Origin of the sequence: Micromonospora sp. NPDC007271 (assembly GCF_040634005.1) — a bacterium.
Classification (GTDB): Bacteria; Actinomycetota; Actinomycetes; order Mycobacteriales; family Micromonosporaceae; genus Micromonospora.
On record NZ_JBEYER010000092.1, the window covers coordinates 1 to 20,498 of the forward strand.

At 68.9% G+C, this 20,498-nt stretch carries 29 protein-coding genes and 1 pseudogene; all 30 read left to right on the forward strand.

Features of this window, described 5'->3' with window-relative positions:
- Positions 1 to 1,577: pseudogene (locus ABZ570_RS26500) on the forward strand (DNA-directed RNA polymerase subunit beta'); the annotation flags it as partial.
- A gap of 180 nt (positions 1,578 to 1,757) precedes the next feature.
- Positions 1,758 to 2,126, forward strand: a complete 369-nt coding sequence (locus ABZ570_RS26505) for a hypothetical protein (protein WP_358069098.1) — start codon at positions 1,758 to 1,760, stop codon at positions 2,124 to 2,126.
- A 707-nt stretch (positions 2,127 to 2,833) separates the two neighbouring features.
- A complete protein-coding gene (locus ABZ570_RS26510; RefSeq protein ID WP_358069160.1) occupies positions 2,834 to 3,214 on the forward strand; it encodes a hypothetical protein in 381 nt (126 codons plus the stop codon).
- Between the two features lie 498 nt (positions 3,215 to 3,712).
- Entirely contained in the window at positions 3,713 to 4,087 is a 375-nt protein-coding gene (gene rpsL / locus ABZ570_RS26515; protein ID WP_014440718.1) for a 30S ribosomal protein S12, read from the forward strand.
- A gap of 1 nt (position 4,088) precedes the next feature.
- On the forward strand, positions 4,089 to 4,559 hold the full coding sequence (gene rpsG, locus ABZ570_RS26520) for a 30S ribosomal protein S7 (protein WP_358069101.1): 471 nt from the start codon (positions 4,089 to 4,091) through the stop codon (positions 4,557 to 4,559).
- 75 nt (positions 4,560 to 4,634) lie between these two features.
- Positions 4,635 to 6,731 (forward strand): elongation factor G, encoded by a 2,097-nt coding sequence (gene fusA / locus ABZ570_RS26525; protein ID WP_358069104.1) that lies wholly within the window; start codon positions 4,635 to 4,637, stop codon positions 6,729 to 6,731.
- Between the two features lie 222 nt (positions 6,732 to 6,953).
- Positions 6,954 to 8,147: an elongation factor Tu gene (gene tuf, locus ABZ570_RS26530; protein ID WP_358069107.1), complete on the forward strand. Its 1,194-nt coding sequence runs from the start codon at positions 6,954 to 6,956 to the stop codon at positions 8,145 to 8,147.
- A 353-nt stretch (positions 8,148 to 8,500) separates the two neighbouring features.
- Positions 8,501 to 8,809 (forward strand): 30S ribosomal protein S10, encoded by a 309-nt coding sequence (rpsJ, locus tag ABZ570_RS26535; RefSeq protein WP_007073037.1) that lies wholly within the window; start codon positions 8,501 to 8,503, stop codon positions 8,807 to 8,809.
- A gap of 11 nt (positions 8,810 to 8,820) precedes the next feature.
- On the forward strand, positions 8,821 to 9,486 hold the full coding sequence (rplC, locus tag ABZ570_RS26540) for a 50S ribosomal protein L3 (protein WP_358069110.1): 666 nt from the start codon (positions 8,821 to 8,823) through the stop codon (positions 9,484 to 9,486).
- Positions 9,483 to 10,160 (forward strand): 50S ribosomal protein L4, encoded by a 678-nt coding sequence (rplD, locus tag ABZ570_RS26545; protein ID WP_358069113.1) that lies wholly within the window; start codon positions 9,483 to 9,485, stop codon positions 10,158 to 10,160. Before rplC ends, rplD begins: the two co-directional genes overlap by 4 nt.
- On the forward strand, positions 10,157 to 10,459 hold the full coding sequence (gene rplW, locus ABZ570_RS26550; protein ID WP_076466668.1) for a 50S ribosomal protein L23: 303 nt from the start codon (positions 10,157 to 10,159) through the stop codon (positions 10,457 to 10,459). The genes rplD and rplW overlap by 4 nt, the downstream gene beginning before the upstream one ends.
- A 12-nt stretch (positions 10,460 to 10,471) precedes the next feature.
- Complete coding sequence (gene rplB, locus ABZ570_RS26555; protein ID WP_358069116.1) at positions 10,472 to 11,311, forward strand: 50S ribosomal protein L2; 840 nt, start codon at positions 10,472 to 10,474, stop codon at positions 11,309 to 11,311.
- Positions 11,312 to 11,326: 15 nt separating this feature from the next.
- Positions 11,327 to 11,608 (forward strand): 30S ribosomal protein S19, encoded by a 282-nt coding sequence (rpsS, locus tag ABZ570_RS26560; RefSeq protein WP_358069119.1) that lies wholly within the window; start codon positions 11,327 to 11,329, stop codon positions 11,606 to 11,608.
- A 40-nt stretch (positions 11,609 to 11,648) separates the two neighbouring features.
- Complete coding sequence (gene rplV / locus ABZ570_RS26565) at positions 11,649 to 12,104, forward strand: 50S ribosomal protein L22 (RefSeq protein ID WP_358069122.1); 456 nt, start codon at positions 11,649 to 11,651, stop codon at positions 12,102 to 12,104.
- Positions 12,104 to 12,988 (forward strand): 30S ribosomal protein S3, encoded by an 885-nt coding sequence (rpsC, locus tag ABZ570_RS26570; protein WP_358069125.1) that lies wholly within the window; start codon positions 12,104 to 12,106, stop codon positions 12,986 to 12,988. The genes rplV and rpsC overlap by 1 nt, the downstream gene beginning before the upstream one ends.
- Before the next feature lie 3 nt (positions 12,989 to 12,991).
- Positions 12,992 to 13,417, forward strand: a complete 426-nt coding sequence (gene rplP, locus ABZ570_RS26575) for a 50S ribosomal protein L16 (RefSeq protein ID WP_073834927.1) — start codon at positions 12,992 to 12,994, stop codon at positions 13,415 to 13,417.
- Positions 13,417 to 13,653, forward strand: a complete 237-nt coding sequence (rpmC, locus tag ABZ570_RS26580) for a 50S ribosomal protein L29 (protein ID WP_076466662.1) — start codon at positions 13,417 to 13,419, stop codon at positions 13,651 to 13,653. Before rplP ends, rpmC begins: the two co-directional genes overlap by 1 nt.
- Positions 13,650 to 13,934: a 30S ribosomal protein S17 gene (gene rpsQ / locus ABZ570_RS26585; RefSeq protein WP_358069128.1), complete on the forward strand. Its 285-nt coding sequence runs from the start codon at positions 13,650 to 13,652 to the stop codon at positions 13,932 to 13,934. The genes rpmC and rpsQ overlap by 4 nt, the downstream gene beginning before the upstream one ends.
- Before the next feature lie 100 nt (positions 13,935 to 14,034).
- Positions 14,035 to 14,403, forward strand: a complete 369-nt coding sequence (rplN, locus tag ABZ570_RS26590) for a 50S ribosomal protein L14 (protein WP_007465279.1) — start codon at positions 14,035 to 14,037, stop codon at positions 14,401 to 14,403.
- The gene (gene rplX, locus ABZ570_RS26595; RefSeq protein ID WP_207228005.1) at positions 14,400 to 14,720 is read left to right on the forward strand and encodes a 50S ribosomal protein L24; all 321 of its coding nucleotides are present in this window, start codon (positions 14,400 to 14,402) and stop codon (positions 14,718 to 14,720) included. Before rplN ends, rplX begins: the two co-directional genes overlap by 4 nt.
- On the forward strand, positions 14,720 to 15,289 hold the full coding sequence (gene rplE, locus ABZ570_RS26600) for a 50S ribosomal protein L5 (protein WP_073834925.1): 570 nt from the start codon (positions 14,720 to 14,722) through the stop codon (positions 15,287 to 15,289). Before rplX ends, rplE begins: the two co-directional genes overlap by 1 nt.
- A gap of 1 nt (position 15,290) precedes the next feature.
- On the forward strand, positions 15,291 to 15,476 hold the full coding sequence (locus ABZ570_RS26605; protein ID WP_007073023.1) for a type Z 30S ribosomal protein S14: 186 nt from the start codon (positions 15,291 to 15,293) through the stop codon (positions 15,474 to 15,476).
- A gap of 97 nt (positions 15,477 to 15,573) precedes the next feature.
- Positions 15,574 to 15,981 (forward strand): 30S ribosomal protein S8, encoded by a 408-nt coding sequence (gene rpsH, locus ABZ570_RS26610; protein WP_013288624.1) that lies wholly within the window; start codon positions 15,574 to 15,576, stop codon positions 15,979 to 15,981.
- A 16-nt stretch (positions 15,982 to 15,997) separates the two neighbouring features.
- A complete protein-coding gene (gene rplF, locus ABZ570_RS26615; RefSeq protein WP_358069133.1) occupies positions 15,998 to 16,540 on the forward strand; it encodes a 50S ribosomal protein L6 in 543 nt (180 codons plus the stop codon).
- A gap of 8 nt (positions 16,541 to 16,548) precedes the next feature.
- A complete protein-coding gene (gene rplR / locus ABZ570_RS26620; protein WP_358069163.1) occupies positions 16,549 to 16,926 on the forward strand; it encodes a 50S ribosomal protein L18 in 378 nt (125 codons plus the stop codon).
- A gap of 33 nt (positions 16,927 to 16,959) precedes the next feature.
- On the forward strand, positions 16,960 to 17,574 hold the full coding sequence (gene rpsE, locus ABZ570_RS26625) for a 30S ribosomal protein S5 (protein WP_358069136.1): 615 nt from the start codon (positions 16,960 to 16,962) through the stop codon (positions 17,572 to 17,574).
- Complete coding sequence (gene rpmD, locus ABZ570_RS26630; RefSeq protein ID WP_012015110.1) at positions 17,574 to 17,756, forward strand: 50S ribosomal protein L30; 183 nt, start codon at positions 17,574 to 17,576, stop codon at positions 17,754 to 17,756. The genes rpsE and rpmD overlap by 1 nt, the downstream gene beginning before the upstream one ends.
- Positions 17,756 to 18,199 (forward strand): 50S ribosomal protein L15, encoded by a 444-nt coding sequence (rplO, locus tag ABZ570_RS26635; protein ID WP_358069139.1) that lies wholly within the window; start codon positions 17,756 to 17,758, stop codon positions 18,197 to 18,199. The genes rpmD and rplO overlap by 1 nt, the downstream gene beginning before the upstream one ends.
- A gap of 234 nt (positions 18,200 to 18,433) precedes the next feature.
- A complete protein-coding gene (gene secY, locus ABZ570_RS26640) occupies positions 18,434 to 19,762 on the forward strand; it encodes a preprotein translocase subunit SecY (protein WP_358069142.1) in 1,329 nt (442 codons plus the stop codon).
- Positions 19,763 to 20,416, forward strand: coding sequence for an adenylate kinase (locus tag ABZ570_RS26645; RefSeq protein WP_089005222.1), 654 nt, complete (start codon positions 19,763 to 19,765; stop codon positions 20,414 to 20,416). It abuts the gene before it with no gap.
- The last annotated feature ends 82 nt before the right edge of the window (positions 20,417 to 20,498 follow it).

The following is a 20,498-nucleotide window of genomic DNA, read 5'->3' on the forward strand; positions in this document are numbered from 1 at the left end:
AGATGGACAACGCGCTGCCGCAGGAGAACCCGCTGTGGAAGATGATCAACTCGGGTGCCCGCGGTAACCTGCTCCAGCTCCGGCAGATCGCGGCGATCCGTGGTCTGGTGGCCAACCCGAAGGGTGAGATCATCCCGCGGCCGATCAAGGCCTCGTACCGGGAGGGTCTGTCCGTGCTGGAGTACTTCATCTCCACGCACGGTGCCCGGAAGGGTCTCGCGGACACCGCCCTGCGTACCGCCGACTCGGGTTACCTGACCCGTCGTCTGGTGGACGTCTCGCAGGACGTCATCATCCGCGAGGAGGACTGCGGCACCGACCGCGCCATCCCGATGCAGATTGGTCAGAGGATCGACGCGAGCGGTCAGGCGGCCGCCGAAGGCGGCACTCTGGTCGTGCACGAGCACGCCGAGACCAGCGTGCACGCCCGTACCCTGGCCGACGACATCAAGGGGCCGGACGGCACCGTGGTGGCCGAGCGGGGTCAGGACATCAACTCGATCCTGGTCGACCGGATCGTGGCGGCCGGGGTGGAGACCGTCCGGGTGCGCAGCGTGCTCACCTGCGAGTCGAAGCTGGGCGTCTGCGGTGCGTGCTACGGCCGCTCGCTGCCGACCGGCAAGACCGTGGACGTCGGCGAGGCGGTCGGCATCATCGCCGCCCAGTCGATCGGTGAGCCGGGTACGCAGCTGACGATGCGTACCTTCCACACCGGTGGTGTCGCGGGTGAGGACATCACCCAGGGTCTGCCCCGGGTCCAGGAGATCTTCGAGGCCCGGATCCCGAAGGGCAAGGCGCCCATCGCCGACACCCCGGGTCGGATCCGGATCGAGGACGGCGAGCGGTCGCGGAAGATCATCGTGGTGCCGGACGACGGCAGCGACGAGATCGTCTACGACAAGATCTCCAAGCGGGTCCGGCTGCGGGCCCACGACGGCGACCACGTCGAGGTCGGCGAGAAGCTCACCGAGGGCACCATCGACCCGCACGAGCTGCTGCGCATCCTCGGCCCGCGCGCGGTCCAGGTCCACCTGACCCAGGAGGTCCAGGAGGTCTACCGCTCGCAGGGTGTGCTCATCCACGACAAGCACATCGAGATCATCATCCGCCAGATGCTCAAGCGGGTGACGGTCATCGACTCCGGCTCGACCGAGTTCCTGCCGGGCGTGCTGGTCGACCGGGCGCTCTTCGAGTCGGAGAACCGCCGACTCGTCTCCGAGGGCGGCGAGCCGGCCGCCGGCCGTCCGGTGCTGATGGGTATCACCAAGGCCTCGCTGGCCACGGACTCCTGGCTGTCGGCGGCCTCCTTCCAGGAGACCACCCGGGTGCTGACGGACGCGGCGATCCACGCCCGCAGCGACTCGCTGATCGGCCTCAAGGAGAACGTGATCATCGGTAAGCTCATCCCGGCCGGTACGGGCATCAGCAAGTACCGCAACGTCCGGGTAGAGCCGACCGAGGAGGCGAAGGCCAAGGTCTACTCGATGACCGGCTACCCGGAGACCGACTACGGCTTCGGGCCGGCCAGCGGCCAGGCGGTGCCGCTGGACGACTTCGACTTCGGGTCGTACCGCTAAGCACCAGCAACGACGAGGCCCCCGGCACCCGCCGGGGGTCTCGTCGCGTCTGGGCGCGCGCCATCTGAAGAGGTATCTCTCGAGCGGCGGCCGGGGCGGTGCCGGGGCTGGCTCGACCAGCGGCCGAGCCGGCCGAAACCGTAGGGGCGTGATGGGGGCATTCGGGGCATGATGGGAGGCATGACGACCGCGCCCGGGCAGGTGCCCGTCGCCGAGCAGGGGCCGCGCCACCCCTTCGATCCCGAGCCGGTCCGCTCGACGAAGGCCCGTGCGGTCTTCGCCCTGGGGCTGATCGGAGCCTGCACCGGGTTCTTCATCGGCGGCGTGGTGCCGTCGACGATCGCCCTGTGGCTCGCCCGGCAGGCCCGCCGGCAGGCGTACGCCTCGGGCGGCTTCCTCACCGGTGGGGAGTGGCTGCGGCGCGGGGAGCGGCTGGCCTGGACGGGCCTGGTCCTGTTCGCGACGGCGGTGGTCGCGGCTGTGGTGATCGGCGTGATCCGGCTCGCCGACGCTCCCTTCGGGCACGACTACGCCCCGAACATCGACTGATCGGGCGGGGGAGCCGCCCCGCGCCCGGCCCCGTCGCCGGGACCCGCGACGGTAGCCTGGCCGGTGTCCGCCGCGCGGCGGGCGAGCCACGTCGACAGGAGGCACTCGTGACGGAACCGGCCCCGCCGCCGGGAGACGACCCGACCCGGGCCGGCAGCGGGCCGGACCCCGCCGGGTCGACGCCGGGTACCGAGCCCGCCGGCCCCCGGTCCACGCCGGGCGCCGGGCCCGCCGCCCCGTGGGCCGCACCGGACGCCGGGCCCGCCGCGTCCTGGGCCGCGCCGGACGAGGGGCCGAGCCTGCCGCCGGAGGTCGCCAGCGTGGGGTACGCCCCGCCGCCGGTCGCCCCGCAACCCACGCCGTCCGGATACTGGCCGCCCGCCGGCCCGTACCCGCCGGTGGCGCCGGGCGTTCCATACCCGCCCGCGGCGCCGGGGGTGCCGGGCGCCGCTGCGGACCAGCCCGGTCACCTAAGGCATCACGGTCCGGCCCCGCAGGGGGCGCATCCCGGCGCGCAGCCGCCCCCGGGTGCCGGATGGACGGCACCCGGGGCGTACCCGGGGATGCCGCCCGCACCCGGCGCGGGGTGGGCGGCGCCGGGTAGCGCGCCGGCGGGCGGTGGCTGGGCGCCGATGCCGCCGGCGGCCGGCGCCCGACCGGGGCCGATGCCCCCGCCCCCGCGCGAGGCCCCGCGCCCGCCGAGGCGGGTGGACCCGGTGCCCGGCACCCCGTTCGGCGTGGTCCACCTCGACGTGCCCCCGGTGACCTCGGGGTTCGCCGTCGGGTCGCTGGTCAGCGGGATCGCCTCGATCCTGGTCTCGCTGCTGGTGTTCTGCTTCGGCGTCTCCGGGCCCAGGTTCGGGGGTGCCTGGGCGGCCGGGGCGTTCACCGTGCTCGGCGCGCTCGCCGGCGGCGCCGCGCTGGTGGCCGGCCTGCTGGCCCGGCGGCAGATCCGGCGGCCGGCGCCGCCGCCGGCGGTCCGGTTCACCGGCCGTGGCCTGGCCACGGCGGGCCTCAGCTGCGGGGGAGTGGGGCTGCTGCTCAGCCTGCTCGGGCTGGCGCTGGCGCTGGTGTTGCAGATCACATGATCGGTGCGGTCGGCCGGTGTCCACGGCCGCTGGGCGGAACGGGGGCCGCCGGGCCCGCCGGTGGTTCAGGCCGTTACACTGGTCGAGGCAGGGGCCCATCAGGGGCGGGTGGACATGACGTGATCGGCCGGTGGACCGCGGAGCGGTCTTCCCAGGCCGCTCCGTTTTGACCTGCGCGGCTGTGGTAGGTACTCTTTCCGCTTGTGCCCGGGCAGGCCCGGGCAATGCGTGCGTGCGCTGGAACCGGTCATCCGGTGATCGCGCGACGGCACGACCATAGCCCAAGATCTGGCACTCGGTGCGCCGTGTGCCGGTGACAGAAATCCGGTACGACGTGCGAGCGGCGTAGCGGGACCGTGATCCGGGCGACACGCCCGACCGCGGGTGCTGGGACTCCCGACAGGTGGTCCTGGTTGGAATGTAGGAGAGCCGTCCATCAGGCCGGCTAGAGCAGACGGCGCGGTCGCTGTGCGGCGGCCGAAGGGAGCAGGAAACCCGGTGCCCACGATCCAGCAGCTGGTCCGAAAGGGCCGACAGGCGAAGACGAGCAAGACCAAGACCCCGGCGCTGAAGGGTTCGCCTCAGCGGCGCGGCGTGTGCACCCGCGTGTACACCACCACCCCCAAGAAGCCGAACTCGGCGCTGCGCAAGGTCGCTCGTGTCAAGCTCAGCAGCCAGATCGAGGTGACCGCGTACATCCCGGGTGTCGGCCACAACCTGCAGGAGCACTCGATCGTGCTGGTCCGCGGCGGTCGGGTGAAGGACCTCCCCGGCGTGCGGTACAAGATCGTTCGCGGCTCGCTGGACACCCAGGGTGTCCGCAACCGCAAGCAGGCGCGCAGCCGTTACGGCGCGAAGAAGGAGAAGAGCTGACATGCCGCGTAAGGGACCCGCTCCGCGGAAGGCGCTGGTCGCTGACCCGGTGTACAACTCGCCGTTGGTCACCCAGCTCGTGAACAAGATCCTGCTGCGCGGCAAGCGTCAGCTCGCCGAGCGCATCGTCTACGCCGCGCTCGAGGGCTGCCGGGAGAAGTCCGGCACCGACCCCGTCGTCACCCTGAAGCGGGCGATGGACAACGTGAAGCCGACCCTCGAGGTGCGCAGCCGCCGCGTCGGTGGCGCCACCTACCAGGTACCGGTCGAGGTCCGGCCGGCCCGCGCGACCACCCTCGGTCTGCGCTGGCTGGTCACGTACTCCCGGGCCCGGCGCGAGAAGACCATGGTCGAGCGGCTGATGAACGAGCTGCTGGACGCGAGCAACGGCCTCGGTGCCGCCGTCAAGCGGCGCGAGGACACGCACAAGATGGCCGAGTCCAACAAGGCCTTCGCGCACTACCGCTGGTAACACCCTGGTTCCGGCGCCCACGAGGCGCCGGAACCGCCACCAGTTGTGTCTAGACGACGATAAGTAGGGATTGAAGTGGCCGCCGCAGACGCGCTCGCCAACGTACGCAACATCGGCATCATGGCGCACATCGATGCCGGTAAGACCACTACCACCGAGCGGATCCTGTTCTACACCGGTATCACGTACAAGATCGGCGAAACCCACGAGGGTGCCGCGGTCATGGACTGGATGGAACAGGAGCAGGAGCGCGGTATCACCATCACTTCCGCCGCCACGAAGTGCGAGTGGAAGGGCCACACGATCCAGATCATCGACACGCCCGGCCACGTCGACTTCACGGTCGAGGTCGAGCGGTCGCTGCGGGTCCTGGACGGTGCGGTCGCGGTCTACGACGGTGTCGCTGGCGTGGAGCCGCAGACGGAGAACGTCTGGCGTCAGGCGGACAAGTACAACGTCCCGCGGATGTGCTTCGTCAACAAGATGGACCGGACCGGCGCCGACTTCTTCCGCGCCGTGCAGATGATGATCGACCGGCTCAACGCCACTCCGCTGGTGCTCCAGATCCCGATCGGGTCCGAGGCCGACTTCGTCGGCGTCGTCGACCTCATCGGCATGCGGGCCCTCACCTGGCGCGGGGAGACCCAGAAGGGTGAGGACTACACGGTCGAGGAGATCCCGGCCGGCCTGGCCGACAGCGCCGCCGAGTGGCGGGAGAAGCTGCTCGAGACGCTGGCCGACGTCGACGACGCGGTGATGGAGAAGTACCTCGAGGGCGAGGAGATCTCCGTCGAGGACATCCACGCCGCCATCCGCCGCGCCACCATCGGGGGCAAGGCCAACCCGGTGTTCTGCGGCACCGCGTTCAAGAACAAGGGCATCCAGCCGATGCTCGACGCGGTCGTCGCCTACCTGCCCTCGCCGCTGGACATCCCGGCGATCGAGGGCACCGCGACCGACGGCGAGACCCCGATGCAGCGGAAGCCGTCGGTGTCGGAGCCGTTCTCGGCGCTGGCCTTCAAGATCCAGACCGACAAGCACCTGGGCAAGCTGACCTACGTGCGGGTCTACTCGGGCACGATCGAGTCCGGCATGCAGGTGGTCAACTCCACCAAGGACCGCAAGGAACGGATCGGCAAGATCTACCAGATGCACGCCAACAAGCGGGAGGAGCGCAGCTCCGCCAAGGCTGGCGACATCATCGCGGTCCAGGGTCTGAAGCAGACCACCACCGGTGACACCCTGTGCGACCCGGCGAACCCGGTCATCCTGGAGTCGATGACCTTCCCGGAGCCGGTCATCGAGGTCGCCATCGAGCCGAAGACCAAGGCCGACCAGGAGAAGCTCAGCACCGCCATCCAGCGGCTGGCCGAGGAGGACCCGACCTTCCGCGTCAAGCTGGACGAGGAGACCGGCCAGACGGTCATCTCCGGCATGGGCGAGCTGCACCTGGACATCCTGGTCGACCGGATGCGCCGCGAGTTCAACGTCGAGGCGAACATCGGTAAGCCGCAGGTGGCGTACCGCGAGACCATCCGCCGCGCGGTGGAGAAGGTCGAGTACACCCACAAGAAGCAGACCGGTGGTTCCGGCCAGTACGCCCGGGTCATCATCAGCCTGGAGCCGCTGCCGCTGGACAACGACTCGCCGACCTACGAGTTCGCGAACGCCGTCACCGGTGGCCGTATCCCCCGGGAGTTCATCCCCTCGGTGGACGCGGGCGCCCAGGACGCGATGCAGTACGGCATCCTCGCCGGCTTCCCGCTGGTGGGCGTCAAGCTGACGCTGGTGGACGGTCAGTACCACGAGGTCGACTCGTCCGAGATGGCGTTCAAGATCGCCGGCTCGATGGCGATGAAGGAGGCGGCCCGCAAGGCCGATCCCGCGCTGCTCGAGCCGATGATGGCCGTTGAGGTCACCACTCCTGAGGAGAACATGGGTGACGTCATCGGCGACCTCAACTCCCGCCGTGGCATCATCCAGGCGATGGAGGAGCGCGGCGGTGCCCGCGTCGTCCGCGCCCTGGTGCCGTTGTCGGAGATGTTCGGCTACGTCGGCGACCTGCGGTCGAAGACCCAGGGCCGGGCTAGCTACAGCATGCAGTTCGACTCCTACGCCGAGGTTCCGGCCTCGGTGGCCAAGGAGATCATCGCCAAGGCGACCGGCGAGTGACGCTCGCCTGAGCTGATTCGATGAGCCGGGGCCGGCCGCGGGAGGAGTTCCCGCCCGCGGCCACCTCGGTCGGATTGTGTGAATCCGGGCCTGTAGGCTTCATCGCCGCAGAACCCACCAAGGCTCTCCGGCCACCAGGCCGGAAAGGCTGTCGACAGAGTCCTAAGCGCCGACCCGGCGCGCCGGGGCGAACGAACCAAGAAAGTCCACAGGAGGACACCAGTGGCGAAGGCGAAGTTCGAGCGGACTAAGCCGCACGTCAACATCGGCACCATTGGTCACATCGACCACGGTAAGACGACGCTGACGGCGGCCATCACCAAGGTCCTGCACGACCGTTACCCGGACCTGAACCCGTACACGCCGTTCGACCAGATCGACAACGCGCCGGAGGAGAAGGCGCGTGGTATCACGATCTCGATCTCGCACGTCGAGTACCAGACCGAGAACCGGCACTACGCGCACGTCGACTGCCCCGGTCACGCCGACTACATCAAGAACATGATCACCGGTGCCGCCCAGATGGACGGCGCGATCCTGGTGGTGGCGGCGACCGACGGCCCGATGCCGCAGACCCGCGAGCACGTGCTGCTGGCCCGCCAGGTCGGCGTGCCGTACATCGTCGTGGCGCTCAACAAGAGCGACATGGTCGACGACGAGGAGCTCCTGGAGCTCGTCGAGCTCGAGGTCCGCGAGCTGCTCTCCTCGCAGGAGTACCCGGGTGACGACCTGCCGGTCGTCCGGGTCTCGGCGCTGAAGGCCCTCGAGGGTGACCCGGAGTGGACCGGGAAGCTCCTGGACCTGATGAACGCGGTCGACACCGCGATCCCGCAGCCGGAGCGCGAGACGGAGAAGCCGTTCCTCATGCCGATCGAGGACGTCTTCACCATCACCGGTCGCGGCACCGTGGTCACCGGCCGCGCCGAGCGCGGCATCCTCAAGCCGAACGAGGAGGTGGAGATCGTCGGTATCCGCGAGAAGTCGCAGAAGACGGTCTGCACCGGCATCGAGATGTTCCGCAAGCTGCTCGACGAGGCTCGCGCGGGCGAGAACGTCGGCCTGCTGCTCCGCGGCATCAAGCGCGAGGACGTCGAGCGCGGCATGGTCGTTATCAAGCCGGGCACCACGACCCCGCACACGGAGTTCGAGGCGACGGTCTACATCCTCTCCAAGGAGGAGGGTGGCCGCCACACCCCGTTCTTCCAGAACTACCGTCCGCAGTTCTACTTCCGGACCACGGACGTCACCGGTGTCGTCACCCTGCCCGAGGGCACCGAGATGGTCATGCCGGGCGACAACACCACGATGACCGTGAAGCTGATCCAGCCCATCGCGATGGAGGAGAACCTCAAGTTCGCGATCCGGGAGGGTGGCCGTACGGTCGGCGCGGGCCGCGTCACCAAGATCATCAAGTGAGCTGGGTAACCCCGATTAGCGTCGCCGCCGGTCGTGCGGCATACTAGTCAGGTTGCGTAACGACGGTCAGTCGCCTGCGTCCGGTGCATGCTGGACCTCCTGGTGACCGACAGTCTCGCGTAGGGTGGTTGGCCGCCCCTGGCGGTCAACCACCCTCGCGCGGCGCCCGGGTCGCGGAGACGCGATCGGCGCCATGACCCACCGCGTGGTCGGAGAATCGCTCCGGAGTCCCGGGCGGAGCCCGGCCCACGGGCGCGACACGCCCGACCGCGGGGGTCGGCGGAAGTGGGCCTGTGCCAGCCGGTACAGGCGCCCGCAACACAGCGGCATCGAGAGAAGGAACAGAAGCCACCATGGCGGGACAGAAGATCCGCATCCGGCTCAAGGCCTATGACCACGAGGTCGTCGACTCCTCGGCTCGGAAGATCGTCGAGACGGTGACGCGTACCGGGGCGCAGGTCGCTGGCCCGGTGCCGCTGCCCACGGAGATCAACCGTTTCTGCGTTATCCGCTCGCCGCACAAGTACAAGGACTCGCGCGAGCACTTCGAGATGCGCACGCACAAGCGTCTGATCGACATCATCGACCCGACCCCGAAGACGGTCGACTCGCTCATGCGCCTCGACCTGCCGGCTGGCGTCGACATCGAGATCAAGCTGTAGGGACCGGACAAATGGACAGGCAAGTCAAGGGGATCCTGGGCGCAAAGCTCGGCATGACCCAGGTCTGGGACAACAACCGCGTTGTTCCGGTGACCGTGGTTCAGGCCGGCCCGTGCGTCGTCAGCCAGGTTCGTAGCGCCGACAAGGACGGTTACTCCGCGGTCCAGCTGGCGTACGGGGCCATCAACCCGCGCAAGGTCAAGAAGCCGATCGCCGGGCACTACGCCAAGGCGGAGGTCGCGCCGCGCCGGCACATCGTCGAGCTGCGCACCAACGACGCCGCGGACTACTCGCCGGGCCAGGAGGTCACGGTCGAGGAGTTCCCCGCCGGCATCACCGTCGACGTCACCGGCAAGACCAAGGGCAAGGGCTACGCCGGCCCGATGAAGCGGCACGGCTTCCACGGCCTGCGCGCCAGCCACGGTGTCGAGCGCAAGCACCGCTCGCCGGGCTCCATCGGCGCCTGCGCGACCCCGGGTCGCGTCTTCAAGGGCACCCGGATGGCCGGTCGGATGGGTGGCGTGCGCTACACCGTCCAGAACCTGACCGTCCAGGCGGTCGACACCGAGAACAACCTCCTGCTCGTCCGGGGTGCCATTCCCGGCCCCAAGGGCGCGCTGGTCCTGGTCCGTACCGCGGCCAAGACCAAGGCGAAGAAGGGCGGTGCGGCCAAGTGACCACCGTTGACGTCCTCAGCGTCGAAGGCACCAAGAGCGGCTCCGTCGAGCTGCCGGCCGACATCTTCGACGCCCAGGCCAACATCGCGCTGATGCACCAGGTCGTGGTGGCTCAGCTCGCGGCGGCCCGGCAGGGCACGCACAAGACCAAGACCCGCGGCGAGGTCTCCGGTGGGGGCAAGAAGCCGTACAAGCAGAAGGGCACCGGTCGGGCCCGCCAGGGCTCGACCCGCGCGCCGCAGTTCGCCGGCGGTGGCGTGGTCCACGGCCCGGTGCCGCGCGACTACAGCCAGCGCACCCCGAAGAAGATGAAGGCCGCCGCCCTGCGTGGCGCCCTCTCCGACCGGGCCCGCGCCGGCCAGGTGCACGTCGTCGAGGCGTTCGTCTCCGGCGAGAAGCCGTCGACCAAGGCCGCGCTGGCCACGCTGGCGAAGCTGACCGACGCCCGTCGCGTCCTGGTCGTGCTGAGCGGCACCGACGAGCTGAACTGGGTGTCGCTGCGCAACGAGCCGCGGGTGCACCTGATCGAGGCCGGCCAGCTCAACACGTACGACGTGCTGGTGGCCGACGACGTGGTCTTCACCAAGGAGGCCCTGGACGAGTTCCTGGGGCTGCCGACGGAGGTCGGCCGGGCGGCTGAGCCCGCCGAGACCACCGAGGAGGGTGGCAAGTGAGCACGATCGCCGATCCGCGCGACATCATCGTCGCGCCGGTCGTCTCGGAGAAGAGCTACAGCGAGCTGAACCGCAACTGGTACACCTTCCTGGTGCACCCGGACGCGAACAAGACCGAGATCAAGATCGCTATCCAGCAGATCTTCAACGTCCGTGTCCTGACGGTCAACACGCTCAACCGCGAGGGCAAGCGCAAGCGGACCCGCACCGGGTTCGGCAAGCGTAAGGACACCAAGCGGGCGATGGTGAAGCTGGCTGACGGTGACCGTATCGAGGCCTTCGGCGGCCCGGTCAGCTGAGGGGTGTAGACAATGGCTATCCGTAAGTACAAGCCGACGACGCCGGGCCGGCGTGGCTCGAGCGTCGCCGACTTCGCCGAGATCACCCGGTCGACGCCCGAGAAGTCGCTGCTGGCTCCGCTGCCGAAGAAGGGCGGTCGCAACGCCCACGGCCGGATCACCACGCGGCACCACGGTGGCGGCCACAAGCGCCAGTACCGCCTGATCGACTTCAAGCGGGTCGACAAGGACGGCGTGCCGGCGAAGGTCGCCCACATCGAGTACGACCCGAACCGCACCGCGCGGATCGCGCTGCTGCACTACGCCGACGGCGAGAAGCGTTACATCATCGCGCCGAAGGACCTGAAGCAGGGCGACACGGTGGAGTCGGGCCCGGGTGCCGACATCAAGCCGGGCAACAACCTGCCGCTGCGCAACATCCCCGTCGGTACCACCGTCCACAACGTGGAGCTGCGTCCTGGCGGTGGCGCCAAGCTGGCCCGTTCGGCCGGCGTCGGCATCCAGCTGCTCGGCCGTGAGGGGGCGTACGCGAGCCTTCGCATGCCGTCCGGTGAGATCCGGCGGGTCGACGTTCGCTGCCGCGCCAGCATCGGCGAGATCGGCAACGCCGACCAGTCGAACATCAACTGGGGTAAGGCCGGCCGGATGCGGTGGAAGGGCAAGCGCCCGACCGTCCGTGGTGTCGCGATGAACCCGGTCGACCACCCGCACGGTGGTGGTGAGGGTAAGACCTCCGGCGGTCGCCACCCGGTCAACCCGCAGGGTAAGCCCGAGGGCCGCACCCGCCGTAAGGGCCAGCCGAGTGACCGGCTGATCGTCCGCCGCCGCTACGCCACCCGCAAGCGCGGCTAACAGGAGAGCTGACAGATGCCTCGCAGCCTGAAGAAGGGCCCGTTCGTCGACGACCACCTGCTCAAGAAGGTGGAGACGCAGAACGACAAGGGCACGAAGAACGTCATCAAGACCTGGTCGCGGCGCTCGACGATCATTCCCGACATGCTCGGGCACACGATCGCCGTGCACGACGGACGCAAGCACGTCCCGGTGTTCGTGACCGAGGCCATGGTCGGGCACAAGCTCGGCGAGTTCGCGCTGACCCGCACGTTCAAGGGTCACGAGAAGGACGACCGGAAGAGCCGCCGGCGCTGACGCCGCGGGCATACGGATAGAGGAACAAGGGGTTACAGCGATGCCAGGAAAGGGCGACGCTCCGGTGCTTCCGGGCGCGCGGGCGGTTGCGCGGCACGTGCGCATCTCGCCGATGAAGGCGCGCCGGGTGGTCAACCTCGTCCGCGGCCTGCCCGCGAAGGAGGCGCTCACGGTGCTGCAGTTCGCGCCGCAGGCTGCGAGCGAGCAGGTGTACAAGGTGCTCGCGAGCGCGATCGCCAACGCGGAGAACAACGAGCGGCTGGACCCCGACGCGCTGCTCGTCAGCGAGGCGTTCGTCGACGAGGGCCCGACGATGAAGCGGTTCCGGCCGCGGGCGCAGGGCCGGGCGTACCGGATCCGCAAGCGCACCTGCCACATCACGGTGGCGGTCGAGGCGGTGGCGCCGGCCGCGCCGAAGAAGTCGGCGAAGAAGGCCGCTCCGGCCAAGCAGGCCACGGCCGCCGAGGGGCAGAGCAAGACGGAGGGTGCCGAGTAATGGGTCAGAAGGTTCACCCCACCGGGTTCCGGCTCGGCATCTCGACCGACTGGAAGTCCCGCTGGTTCGCGGACAAGCTCTACAAGGACTACATCGGCGAGGACGTCAAGATCCGCCGGATGATGTCCAAGGGCCTGGAGCGCGCCGGTATCTCCAAGGTCGACATCGAGCGCACCCGGGACCGGGTCCGCGTCGACATCCACACCGCCCGGCCGGGCATCGTCATCGGCCGGAAGGGTGCGGAGGCCGACCGCATCCGGGGCGAGCTGGAGAAGCTCACCGGCAAGCAGGTTCAGCTGAACATCATCGAGGTGAAGAGCCCCGAGTCGGACGCGCAGCTGGTCGCCCAGGGCGTCGCCGAGCAGCTGTCCAGCCGGGTCAGCTTCCGCCGGGCCATGCGCAAGGCGATGCAGTCCGCGATGAAGAACCCGGTCTGCAAGGGCATCCGGGTGCAGGTCTCGGGCCGTCTCGGCGGCGCCGAGATGAGCCGGACCGAGTTCTACCGTGAGGGCCGGGTTCCGCTGCACACGCTGCGGGCCAACATCGAGTACGGCTTCTTCGAGGCCCGTACCACCTTCGGCCGGATCGGTGTGAAGGTCTGGATCTACAAGGGCGACGCCGTCCCGGGCCGGGAGGCCCCGGCCGAGGCCGGCCCGTCCCGCCCGCGCCGTGACCGCGGCGACCGCCCCGAGCGGCCGCGCCGTGGCCGGTCGGGTTCGTCCGGCACCACCGCCGGTGGCACCGAGGCCGGCCGGGCTGCCGCGACCACCGTCGCGCAGCAGGCCGAGACGCCGAGCGGCGAGCCGGTGGACGCCGGCGCTGTCGCCGCGACCGCGTCCGCTCCGGCCGCTACTCAGCCGGCAGAAACGCAGCAGGAGGGCTGACAGATGCTGATGCCGCGCAAGCCCCCGAAGGGCTTCCGCAAGCCGCACCACCCGGACCGCCACGGCGCGTCCAAGGGCGGTAACCGCGTGGTGTTCGGCGAGTTCGGGATCCAGGCTCTCGAGCCGGCGTACGTGACCAACCGCCAGATCGAGTCGGCCCGTATCGCGATGACCCGGCACATCAAGCGTGGTGGCAAGGTCTGGATCACGATCTTCCCGGACCAGGCCCTCACCAAGAAGCCGGCGGAAACCCGGATGGGTTCCGGTAAGGGCTCGCCCGAGTGGTGGGTCGCCAACGTCAAGCCGGGGCGGGTTCTCTTCGAGATGTCCTTCCCCAACGAGCAGATCGCGCGAGAGGCGATGCGTCGCGCGATCCACAAGCTCCCGATGAAGTGCCGCATTGTTACGCGCGAAGTGGGTGAATCCTGATGGCAGCGGGCGTCAAGGCCTCCGAGCTGCGTGAGCTCTCCGAGGAGGAGTTGGTCACGAAGCTGCGCGAGGCGAAGGCGGAGCTGTTCAACCTCCGCGTGCAGGCCGCGACCGGGCAGCTGGACAACAACCGGCGGCTGCAGGTCATCCGTCGGGAGATCGCCCGGATCTACACGATCATGCGTGAGCGTGAGCTGGGTCTCTCGGCCGCGCCGACTGAGGTGACTGCAGGATGAGTGAGAACACCACCACCACTACCGCCCCCGCGCGGGCCCGCCGCAAGGTTCGTGAGGGCCTCGTGGTCAGCGACAAGATGAACAAGACCGTCGTGGTCGAGGTCGAGGACCGGGTCAAGCACGCGCTGTACGGCAAGATCATGCGCCGGACCAGCAAGCTGAAGGTGCACGACGAGCAGAACTCGGCCGGCATCGGCGACCGGGTCCTGATCATGGAGACCCGGCCGCTGTCCGCCACCAAGCGCTGGCGGCTCGTGGAGATCCTCGAGAAGGCCAAGTAGCGAAGGCTCGAGCTCGGCCGGTATCGGTCGGGCGCAGGTTCCGCCAGGCTCCGGCCGCCCGTGAAGGCGGCCGGAGAACCGGCAGACATAGGAGATAGACGTGATTCAGCAGGAGTCGCGACTGCGCGTCGCCGACAACACGGGTGCCCGGGAGATCCTGTGCATCCGGGTTCTCGGCGGCTCCGGTCGGCGCTACGCGAGCATCGGCGACGTCATCGTGGCCACGGTCAAGGACGCGATCCCCGGTGCCGGTGTGAAGAAGGGCGACGTCGTCAAGGCGGTCGTCGTTCGCACCGCCAAGGAGAGGCGGCGGCCGGACGGCTCGTACATCCGCTTCGACGAGAACGCCGCCGTCATCATCAAGGACGGTGGGGACCCGCGCGGTACCCGTATCTTCGGCCCGGTTGGTCGGGAGCTGCGGGACAAGCGGTTCATGAAGATCATCTCTCTCGCGCCGGAGGTGTTGTGACCGTGAAGGTCAAGAAGGGCGACACGGTCGTCGTCATCGCCGGCAAGGACAAGGGCGCCAAGGGCAAGGTCATCGCGGCCTACCCGCGGCAGGACAAGGTCCTGGTCGAGGGCGTGAACCGGGTCAAGAAGCACACTCGCATCAGCACCACCCAGCGTGGCGCCAAGACCGGTGGCATCGTCACCCAGGAGGCCCCGATCCACGTCTCGAACGTGATGGTCCTGGACTCCGACGGCAAGCCGACCCGCGTCGGTTACCGGATCGACGAGAACGGCCAGAAGGTCCGCATCGCGCGTAGCACCGGTAAGGACCTGTGATGACCACGGCTACCGAAACCAAGACCATGCCGCGCCTCAAGGAGCGGTACCGCAACGAGATCGTGGCCGAGCTGCAGAAGCAGCACAACTACGGCAACCCCATGCAGGTGCCGCGGCTGGTCAAGATCGTCGTCAACATGGGTGTCGGCGAGGCTGCCCGGGACGCCAAGCTGATCGACGGCGCGGTCCGCGACCTGGCCACCATCACCGGCCAGAAGCCGCAGGTGCGGCGGGCGACCAAGTCCATCGCGCAGTTCAAGCTCCGTGAGGGCATGCCGATCGGCGCGAAGGTCACCCTGCGCGGCGACCGGATGTGGGAGTTCCTGGACCGCCTGCTGTCCATCGCGCTGCCGCGTATCCGCGACTTCCGGGGCCTGGACGGGCGCAAGCTCGACGGGCACGGCAACTACACGTTCGGTCTGACCGAGCAGTCGGTGTTCCACGAGATCGACCAGGACAAGATCGATCGCCAGCGGGGCATGGACATCACGGTGGTCACGACCGCCACGACCGACGACGAGGGCCGGGCGCTGCTCAAGCTCCTGGGCTTCCCGTTCAAGGAGAACTGAGATGGCCAAGAAGGCGCTGATCCTCAAGGCGGCCGCGAAGCCGAAGTTCTCGGTTCGCGCGTACACCCGCTGCCAGCGGTGCGGGCGTCCGAAGGCGGTCTACCGCAAGTTCGGTCTCTGCCGGGTGTGCATCCGGGAGATGGCCCACCGCGGTGAGCTGCCCGGCGTGTCCAAGGCTTCCTGGTAACCAGCCCGGCGCGCTTCGCGCGTCCGCTGAACTGTCTCTTCGCCGTAGGCCCCGGGCCTGGCCCGGGGAACCGCGGCGAGAAAGGTTGACGAGTTTCATGACGATGACCGACCCGATCGCAGACATGCTCACGCGTCTGCGTAACGCCAACCAGGCGTACCACGACCGGGTGACGATGCCCTACTCGAAGATCAAGGCGAACATCGCCGAGGTCCTCAAGGCCGAGGGTTACATCGCCACCTGGTCGGTCGAGGAGCCCGAGGAGGGCGCCGTCGGCAAGCGACTGGTCGTCGAGCTGAAGTACGGCCAGAACCGGGAGCGGAGCCTGGCCGGCATCAAGCGCGTGTCCAAGCCCGGTCTGCGGGTCTACGCCAAGTCGGACGGGCTCCCGCGGGTGCTCGGCGGGCTGGGCGTGGCGATCATTTCGACGTCCCAGGGGCTGCTCACCGACCGGCAGGCCCGCAAGCGGAGCGTTGGCGGGGAAGTCCTCGCCTTCGTCTGGTAACGGGAGACAGGTAGAAATGTCGCGTATTGGACGTAAGTCGATCCCGGTGCCAGCCGGCGTCGATATCACGATCGACGGGCAGACCGTGAAGGTCAAGGGCCCGAAGGGCGAGCTGGCCCACGTGCTGGCCGAGCCGATCACGGCGGAGCGGGGCGAGGACGGCGCGCTGCACGTCAACCGGCCCAACGACGAGCGCAAGGCCAAGGAGCTGCACGGCCTGAGCCGTACGCTGGTGGCCAACATGATCGTCGGGGTGACCGAGGGCTACCGCAAGAGCCTGGAGATCGCCGGTACCGGTTACCGCGTGGCCGCCAAGGGCAAGGACCTGGAGTTCGCGCTCGGGTTCTCGCACCCGGTCACCGTGGTGGCGCCGGACGGCATCACCTTCACCGTCGAGAAGCCGACGCTGTTCCACATCGCCGGCATCGACAAGCAGCTGGTCGGTGAGATCGCCGCCAACATCCGGAAGATCCGCCCGCCGGAGCCGTACAAGGGCAAGGGCATCAAGTACCAGGGCGAGGTCATCCGCCGCAAGGCTGGAAAGGCAGGTAAGAAGTGAGCGCCACGCTGCTCAAGCGCCGCCGCGGCGTCGCCGCCAAGCGTGCCGTCGGGCGTGCGCGTCGGCACTTCCGGGTCCGCAAGAACATCAGCGGCACCGCCGAGCGTCCCCGCCTGGTGGTCACCCGTTCGCTGCGGCACATCGTCGCCCAGATCGTGGACGACACCAAGGGGCACACCCTGGCGTCGGCCTCGACCATGGACGCCTCGCTGCGCGGCACCGAGGGCGACAAGAGCGCCCTGGCCGGCAAGGTCGGCGCCCTGCTCGCCGAGCGGGCCAAGGCCGCCGGCGTCTCGAAGGTCGTCTTCGACCGCGGTGGCAACCGGTACGCGGGGCGGGTCGCCGCGCTTGCCGATGCCGCCCGCGAAGCCGGGCTCGAGTTCTAGAAACCCCGTCACGAGAGAGAAGGAAGGCTGCTGATGCCAGGTCAACAGCGCCGTGGCGGCGGGTCCGGTGGCAACGAGGGTGGTCGCCGCGACAACCGCCGTGAGGGCGGCCGCGGAAACGCGCCCGTCGAGAAGACCCCGCACCTCGAGCGGGTCGTCGCGATCAACCGCGTCGCCAAGGTCGTGAAGGGTGGTCGTCGCTTCAGCTTCACCGCCCTGGTGATCGTGGGCGACGGCGACGGCACCGTCGGCGTGGGCTACGGAAAGGCCAAGGAGGTGCCCGCGGCGATCGCCAAGGGCGTCGAGGAGGCCAAGAAGCACTTCTTCAAGGTGCCGCGGATCGGTGCCTCGATCCCGCACCCGGTGCAGGGCGAGGACGCGGCCGGTGTGGTGCTGCTCAAGCCGGCCTCGGCCGGTACGGGTGTCATCGCCGGTGGTCCGGTGCGTGCCGTCCTGGAGTGCGCGGGCATCCACGACGTGCTCTCCAAGAGCCTCGGCTCGTCCAACCCGATCAACATCGTGCACGCCACGGTGGCGGCCCTGAAGGCGCTCGAGTCGCCGGAGGCGGTCGCGGCCCGTCGTGGTCTGCCGGTCGAGGACGTCGCGCCGGCCGCGATGCTGGCGTCGCGGGCGGGGGTGACGTCCTGATGGCGCGCCTGAAGGTCACCCAGGTCCGGTCCGAGATCGGGACCAAGCAGAACCAGCGTGACTCGCTGCGTTCGCTCGGTCTCAAGCGGATCAACGACGTGGTGGTCAAGGAGGACCGGCCGGAGATCCGCGGCATGATCTTCACGGTCAACCACCTCGTGAAGGTCGAGGAGGTCGAGTAATGACGATCAAGGTGCACCACCTGCGTCCGGCGCCGGGAGCCAAGACCGAGAAGACCCGGGTGGGTCGCGGTGAGGGCTCCAAGGGCAAGACCGCCGGCCGCGGTACCAAGGGTTCCAAGGCCCGGAAGAACATCTCGCCGGCGTTCGAGGGTGGTCAGATGCCCATCCACATGCGCCTGCCGAAGATGAAGGGCTTCCGGAACAAGTTCAAGGTCGTCTTCCAGGTGGTCAACCTGGACCGGCTCGCCGAGCTCTTCCCGAACGGCGGCCAGGTCGGCCCGGTCGAGATGGTCGAGGCCGGCGCGGTCCGCAAGGGCCAGCCGGTCAAGGTGCTCGGCACCGGCGACCTCGGCGGCGTGGCTCTCCAGGTGTCGGCGCACGCGTTCAGCGCGTCGGCCAAGGAGAAGATCACCGCCGCCGGTGGCTCCGTCACCGAGCTGTAGGGCATGATCGTGGCGCCCGCCCAGTTGTCCGAGACTGGGCGGGCGCCACGGTCTCCCCGGCGAATGTGCGCCGGGTAACATCAGATTCGTTTTATGTAGCCGGGCGCATCTGCCCTCACCGGGATCGGGCTGTTAGAGTCCCTTCCCAGCCATGGATATCGGGCACTTGCCCGGCACCCACCCCGCCCCGCCAGGGACTACCACCGGCGGCCCGCCTCGCGCAGGAGGAAGAAGTTGCTGTCCGCCTTTCTCAGTGCGTTCCGTACGCCTGACCTGCGCAAGAAGCTGCTGTTTACAGTAGGCATCATCGCGATCTACCGGCTGGGCGCCACGCTGCCCAGCCCGGGCGTCTCGTACGGCAACGTGCAGAAGTGCCTCGACGTCATCCAGGGTGGCGGCACGGGTGTGCTGAACCTGCTGGACCTCTTCTCCGGCGGGGCGCTGCTGCAGCTCTCGGTCTTCGCGCTGGGCATCATGCCCTACATCACCGCGTCGATCATCCTGCAGCTGCTGACCGTGGTCATCCCGCGGCTGGAGCAGCTCCGCAAGGAGGGCCAGGCCGGCCAGGCGAAGATCACCCAGTACACCCGCTACCTGACGCTGGGTCTGGGCATCCTGCAGTCCTCGGCGTTCGTGGCGCTGGCCCGCTCCGGGCAGCTGTTCCAGAACCGCTGCGACCAGTGGCCGATCGTCCCCCGGGACACCGGTATCCCGGACTGGCTGACCCTGGGCATCCTGGTCATGACCATGACCGCCGGCACCGGCGTGGTGATGTGGCTCGGTGAGCTGATCACGGACCGCGGCGTCGGTAACGGCATGTCCGTCCTGATCTTCACCTCGATCGCCGCCCGGCTCCCCAGCGAGGGCTGGAAGATCAAGACCACCAAGGGCTGGGGGATGTTCCTCCTCGTCCTCGCCCTGGTCCTCGTGGTCATCACCGCGGTCACCTTCATCGAGCAGGCCCAGCGCCGGATCCCGGTGCAGTACGCCAAGCGCATGATCGGCCGGCGGATGTACGGCGGCACGTCCACCTACATCCCGCTCAAGGTGAACCAGGCCGGCGTCATCCCGGTCATCTTCGCCTCGTCGCTGCTCTACCTGCCGACGCTCGCGCTCCAGTTCTTCGACCAGACCAACCCGGGCAAGACCCAGGCCTGGATCCAGAACCACATCGTGAAGCCCAGCGCGCCGGAGCACATCGCGATCTACTTCCTGCTGATCATCTTCTTCACGTACTTCTACGTGTCCATCACGTTCAACCCGACCGAGGTCGCGGACAACATGAAGAAGTACGGCGGTTTCGTGCCGGGCATCCGCCCCGGCAAGCCGACCGCCGAGTACCTCGACTTCATCCTCAGCCGGATCACCCTGCCGGGCGCGCTCTACCTGGGCGTCGTCGCGGTCCTGCCGAACTTCTTCTTCATCTGGCTCGACAGCCAGCAGTTCCAGAACTTCCCGTTCGGCGGCACCGCTGTGCTCATCATGGTTGGCGTCGGTCTGGAGACCGTGAAGCAGATCGAGAGCCAACTCATGCAGCGGAACTACGAAGGGTTCCTGCGGTAGATGCGACTCGTTCTGGTTGGTCCGCCGGGCGCGGGCAAGGGCACACAGGCGGAGTTCATTGCCGCGCACCTCTCGGTGCCGAAGATCTCGACAGGAGACATCTTCCGGGCCAACGTCTCCCAGGGCACCCCGCTGGGAGTCGAGGCCAAGCGGTACATGGACGCCGGCAAGCTCGTGCCGGACGAGGTCACCATCAACATGGTGCGGGACCGGCTCGCCGAGCCGGACGCCAGCGAGGGCTTCCTCCTCGACGGGTTTCCGCGCACCACCCCGCAGGCCGCCGCGCTGGACAAGCTCCTCGCCGACCTCGGCACCGCGCTGGACCTCGTGCTTGAGCTGGTCGTCGACGACGACGAGGTGATCCGGCGGCTCTCCGGCCGGCGGACCTGCCGCGGCTGCGGCAAGATCTGGCACGTCGAGTTCGACGCCACCACGCGGGAGGGCATCTGCGACCGCTGCGGTGGCGAGCTGTTCCAGCGGGACGACGACAAGCCGGAGACCATCGCGGCCCGGCTCCGGGAGTACGCCGAGAAGACCGCACCGCTGGTCGACTACTACGGTGCACAGGGCAAGCTGGTCGGCATCGACGCGACCGGGCCGGTGGAGGACGTCACCGTCCGCGCCATCGACGCTCTGCGGTCGTACGGCGGTTGACGTCCCCCCGGAGTTCCGGCGGATAGAGTGCGAACAGCGGGGTACGTCCGACGTGCCCCGCTGTTCCGCGCAACGAAAGGTA

What these genes read in the sequence shown, in the direction of transcription:
- rpmC (WP_076466662.1), top strand. Translation starts at nt 13,417, where the DNA reads ATGGCAGCGGGCGTCAAGGCCTCCGAGCTGCGTGAGCTCTCCGAGGAG.
- ABZ570_RS26505 (WP_358069098.1), top strand. Translation starts at nt 1,758, where the DNA reads ATGACGACCGCGCCCGGGCAGGTGCCCGTCGCCGAGCAGGGGCCGCGC.
- rplF (WP_358069133.1), top strand. Translation starts at nt 15,998, where the DNA reads ATGTCGCGTATTGGACGTAAGTCGATCCCGGTGCCAGCCGGCGTCGAT.
- rpsE (WP_358069136.1), top strand. Translation starts at nt 16,960, where the DNA reads ATGCCAGGTCAACAGCGCCGTGGCGGCGGGTCCGGTGGCAACGAGGGT.
- rpsS (WP_358069119.1), top strand. Translation starts at nt 11,327, where the DNA reads ATGCCTCGCAGCCTGAAGAAGGGCCCGTTCGTCGACGACCACCTGCTC.
- rplV (WP_358069122.1), top strand. Translation starts at nt 11,649, where the DNA reads ATGCCAGGAAAGGGCGACGCTCCGGTGCTTCCGGGCGCGCGGGCGGTT.
- rplP (WP_073834927.1), top strand. Translation starts at nt 12,992, where the DNA reads ATGCTGATGCCGCGCAAGCCCCCGAAGGGCTTCCGCAAGCCGCACCAC.
- ABZ570_RS26605 (WP_007073023.1), top strand. Translation starts at nt 15,291, where the DNA reads ATGGCCAAGAAGGCGCTGATCCTCAAGGCGGCCGCGAAGCCGAAGTTC.
- ABZ570_RS26645 (WP_089005222.1), top strand. Translation starts at nt 19,763, where the DNA reads ATGCGACTCGTTCTGGTTGGTCCGCCGGGCGCGGGCAAGGGCACACAG.
- rpsG (WP_358069101.1), top strand. Translation starts at nt 4,089, where the DNA reads ATGCCGCGTAAGGGACCCGCTCCGCGGAAGGCGCTGGTCGCTGACCCG.
- rplB (WP_358069116.1), top strand. Translation starts at nt 10,472, where the DNA reads ATGGCTATCCGTAAGTACAAGCCGACGACGCCGGGCCGGCGTGGCTCG.
- rpsQ (WP_358069128.1), top strand. Translation starts at nt 13,650, where the DNA reads ATGAGTGAGAACACCACCACCACTACCGCCCCCGCGCGGGCCCGCCGC.
- rplE (WP_073834925.1), top strand. Translation starts at nt 14,720, where the DNA reads ATGACCACGGCTACCGAAACCAAGACCATGCCGCGCCTCAAGGAGCGG.
- rpsC (WP_358069125.1), top strand. Translation starts at nt 12,104, where the DNA reads ATGGGTCAGAAGGTTCACCCCACCGGGTTCCGGCTCGGCATCTCGACC.
- rplC (WP_358069110.1), top strand. Translation starts at nt 8,821, where the DNA reads ATGGACAGGCAAGTCAAGGGGATCCTGGGCGCAAAGCTCGGCATGACC.
- rpsJ (WP_007073037.1), top strand. Translation starts at nt 8,501, where the DNA reads ATGGCGGGACAGAAGATCCGCATCCGGCTCAAGGCCTATGACCACGAG.
- rplO (WP_358069139.1), top strand. Translation starts at nt 17,756, where the DNA reads ATGACGATCAAGGTGCACCACCTGCGTCCGGCGCCGGGAGCCAAGACC.
- rpmD (WP_012015110.1), top strand. Translation starts at nt 17,574, where the DNA reads ATGGCGCGCCTGAAGGTCACCCAGGTCCGGTCCGAGATCGGGACCAAG.
- rpsH (WP_013288624.1), top strand. Translation starts at nt 15,574, where the DNA reads ATGACGATGACCGACCCGATCGCAGACATGCTCACGCGTCTGCGTAAC.